At 41.5% G+C, this 3,540-nt stretch carries 3 protein-coding genes and 1 pseudogene; 1 reads left to right on the top strand and 3 read right to left on the bottom strand.

Features of this window, described 5'->3' with window-relative positions; genetic code table 11:
- Window positions 1-316: 316 nt before the first annotated feature.
- Genes IQR33_RS31140 through IQR33_RS31130 form a run of 3 tightly spaced genes read right to left on the bottom strand, consistent with a single transcriptional unit; the run spans window position 317 to window position 2,772 of the window.
- Window positions 317-1,672, bottom strand: a complete 1,356-nt coding sequence (locus IQR33_RS31140; RefSeq protein ID WP_104975374.1) for an FUSC family protein — start codon at window positions 1,670-1,672, stop codon at window positions 317-319.
- A 13-nt stretch (window positions 1,673-1,685) separates the two neighbouring features.
- On the bottom strand, window positions 1,686-2,549 hold the full coding sequence (locus tag IQR33_RS31135; protein WP_193837337.1) for an HlyD family secretion protein: 864 nt from the start codon (window positions 2,547-2,549) through the stop codon (window positions 1,686-1,688).
- A 10-nt stretch (window positions 2,550-2,559) separates the two neighbouring features.
- Window positions 2,560-2,772, bottom strand: a complete 213-nt coding sequence (locus IQR33_RS31130; protein WP_005377106.1) for a DUF1656 domain-containing protein — start codon at window positions 2,770-2,772, stop codon at window positions 2,560-2,562.
- Window positions 2,773-3,198: 426 nt separating this feature from the next.
- Between IQR33_RS31130 and IQR33_RS34965 the strand changes: the two are divergent.
- Window positions 3,199-3,540, top strand: a pseudogene (locus tag IQR33_RS34965) (aspartate-alanine antiporter); the annotation flags it as partial.

Below are 3,540 nucleotides of genomic sequence, written 5' to 3'. Positions count from 1 at the left end.
TCAAAAAAACTCATGACAGTTTCCACTCTGAATAGTCTCAAACCTTCGAGACTCAGACAGTTAATGTGTCACTGAACTTCTTGTTCAGTTAGATAGATATGTTTGCTGTGATTGACGTTGTGAATGCATGGTTTTCGATTGCATTTCGTGAATCAATGAGAGGATTTTATGAGGTGAAGAGAAATACCGTTAATCGCTTTTGATGGATACTATCCTCGCTTTATGGGTTACGGAGGAATAATGGCTAGCTCACAAACAAACAGCCCCGCATAGCAGAAGCAATGCAGGGCTTTAGTTTCAAGAACGGAGGTGACGCTTAGACCGTAACGCGAACACGAAACAGATCAGTAAACAACTTGGCAATCATCAAAATGATCATAATGTTTACCAGCATCAGCAAGGGCGTTTCAATTCGATACGCTGGGGTTAAATTGAGCGCTCCTGATGTCAAGACAACCAATAAGTTAATACCTAGAATTCTGTGTACCATCAGTTTTGGTGTGGAAAACACCTTCCAAATTACGATGATGTTGATGAAGTAGAATAGCCCAAGCTGCCAAAGCTCGGTCATCATTGGCATTATGAAAATGTATTGCAATAGAATCACCGTGCCAGTGCCTATCACACCAAAAAATGCATCTTTAATAATGCTTGGTGGCATAGTAGGAACGATTGAAGAGAACACGCCTGCTAGCATCGGAAAAATGAAACCTCCGGGTACGGGCAGATAAATCCAGATCAACAAAGAAGTGACGAACATGGATACACCTTGCAATACCTTTCTGCCGTCTTCATTCAAATGCTGGATAAACGTTCGATGCTCGTGATGCCAAACCGTGTTTTTCTCTCTTTGCATGACATAAGCAACGTGACCAATGAGCGACGTACTTGGATTTTTAATATCAAAGCTTTGAAGTTGCTGCGTTAGCGTTGGCCAATCGATCTCACGACTTTGCGATTTATCTGCTTGTTCTAGCAATCGGTCTTGGATTTGTGCCATCTCATTTAAACGCGCACGCCATAGCTGACGATGTTCTTTCAAGTGGTAGCTGCCAGTAAGTGGTAAACCGACCAGTTGGAACAACTTTTCTATGTTGGCGCTGTTGGTCTCAAGAGCTTCAGTATCTATATCATTGGGCGATTTCATAGCGTTAAGCATCGCCTCTCTGCTGGTCTCAAAACGTTGAATGAAGTTTTGTTCTGTACTGACTGGCCAGACTAATCGGTACACAACAGAAAACGTGATCACACCAAGAATAGTCTCTTGCATGCGAAGAACAGCGAAGTGGAACGTTGCTTGACTATCAAATCCTCCCATACATGCGATGATGGAGCACACAGCAAAACCGATAGAGAACACATAACCATACTTTTCGTCGCTCGACATAAAAATGCACGCACCTAAAAACAAGGTGAAGAAGGTGAGAAACAAAAAGCGATCTTGAGAAAACGTCGTGATGAGGAAAAAGGCATAACCGATGCCAAGGAGGGTTCCTAATAAGCGATTATGACCTTTGTTTATCGAGTGAGCGAAGCTTTCATTTAATGCCATTACCGCGACTGCGATCGCTGCCCAATACGGTTTCTCCCATTGAAACCATAAGGCAAGGCAGATCGCGATAACGATAGACAGCGCAGCTTTGATTGCTTCTTTGGTTGAGGCATTAAACATACATTCCACCGCATTATTGTTTGATGATTTTGATAGAGGCCGTCATACCAACACGTAGTTGAAAATCTTTCGGTAAGTGATCTAATTTCACTTTAATTGGAATGCGTTGAGCTAAGCGTATCCACTGAAAGTTAGGGTTCACATTGGGCAAAAGATCGTTACCAGTACTACCATCTTGCTTCGCAATGCCGTAGCCGATGCTTTTGATTTTTCCTTCCAACACAGCTTCATTGTGCATCATTAAGGTCACGTAGGCTTTATCTTGTGGATCAACGCCAACTAAATCCGTTTCTTTGAAATATCCTTCGATCCAAAAGCTGTCTTCATCAATCAAAGCCACGACTGGGGAGTTAGCGACGACTTGAGAGCCGACACGTAAGTTCAAATTAGTGATATAACCATTCGTTGGCGCATAAACTTTTGTGTAATCAAGGTTTAGCTTGGCTTCTTCAACATTGGCTTTCGCGAGTTCTACGTTGGCAACGGCTGTCTCCACCGCATTGTCTAGGTTATTCAATGTCAGTACAGGTACAGCGCCAGGTGTGCGCTTTTCTAACTTAAGTGCTCGCTGCTCTTCGTTTTTTGCTTTTGCTAACAGAGCGACCGCTTGTTTTTGAGTCGCCAATGCTTTGTGGTATGCCGCTTTATAGATGCTTGGGTCAATCTCAAACAGCAAATCGCCTTGTTTCACTTGCGAATTGTCTTCGACGTAGACTTGGATGATTTGTCCTGTTACGCGGGGGGTTATAGAAACGATGTGCGCGCTAACTTGGCCATCTCTAGTCCAAGGGTTGTCAGAGTATGATTGGTAGTAGCTGAAAATCACGGTGCCAGCGGAACACAGTAATAGCAGTGTGATGAGATAACGTTTTATCACGGAATTTGCCTCAAAATATGGTAATGAATCGACCAATAACGCCAGTAAAAATCACAATTAGGCTTAGCTCAGCGAGCGCAGGAAATGCAACGTATTTGTGGAGTCCCAGTTTTGTTGCAACGGTTCCAACCAAAATGGTGAGCATGTAAGCCAATGCAATAACCAGCAACAAGGGAGGGAAGTAAACTTCGCCCCACACAAGTTCATGTGGCATTGAGTTCATGGTGTTTTTCTCTATTAACTTGATGAATGTAAAGATAAGGCAAGTGATGGCATCAGTGATAATCGCTTTTGTAGGATCTAATCCATCAAGAGAAAGGTGTTATGCGCTATATAGAGGGAATAGCGCAACAAAGTAGCTTTTTGGACAGTGAAAATAAAAATAAATTTATTTTCCAATTTATTTGATGTTCATTTCAGACCACTAAGTTATTAAATTTTCGACAATTATTGTTCAATGTTTGCGTTTGAATATGCGAAGTGATGGTTTCATCCTTCAAATGGGATTACGAGTTGTGAGGTTTTGTTTCTAATATTCGCTTCGAAGCAAACGAGATGCTTTTTAAATTAAATAATCCAACAAATATGAGTGACAGATTATTCGTTAGATTATTTGAGGTTTATATTTATTAGTAAGAGTAAAATTGTCATGGAAATTATTTCTAACCTTTTTGACATGGCACCATTTGTTGCTCTCTTTATTACGCTCTCTCTCGGTTATATGGTAGGTAAAATTACCATTGGTCGATTTGTTCTTGGCGGTGTTGCGGGAACATTATTAATGGGTGTAATTATTGGGCAATTTGGTGTTCATATTGATCCCGGCGTAAAAAGCATTTTCTTTGCGCTCTTTATTTACGCAGTAGGGTATCAAGGTGGTGCGCAGTTCTTTAAAGCATTGAACTTTAGAACCATCAACATTCTACTTTCTGCTGTAGTGATGACGGTTTCTGGCCTGCTTTGTGTACTAGCAGCAGCTTGGATGTTTGAT

The sequence above is a fragment of the Vibrio sp. OPT46 genome, assembly GCF_015163535.1.
Classification (GTDB): Bacteria; Pseudomonadota; Gammaproteobacteria; order Enterobacterales; family Vibrionaceae; genus Vibrio; species Vibrio alginolyticus.
The sequence above is the reverse complement of the archived record's forward strand: the minus strand, read 5'-3'. Positions and strand labels throughout refer to the sequence as shown.

What these genes read in the sequence shown, in the direction of transcription:
- IQR33_RS31140 (WP_104975374.1), bottom strand. Translation starts at nt 1,672, where the DNA reads ATGTTTAATGCCTCAACCAAAGAAGCAATCAAAGCTGCGCTGTCTATC.
- IQR33_RS31130 (WP_005377106.1), bottom strand. Translation starts at nt 2,772, where the DNA reads ATGAACTCAATGCCACATGAACTTGTGTGGGGCGAAGTTTACTTCCCT.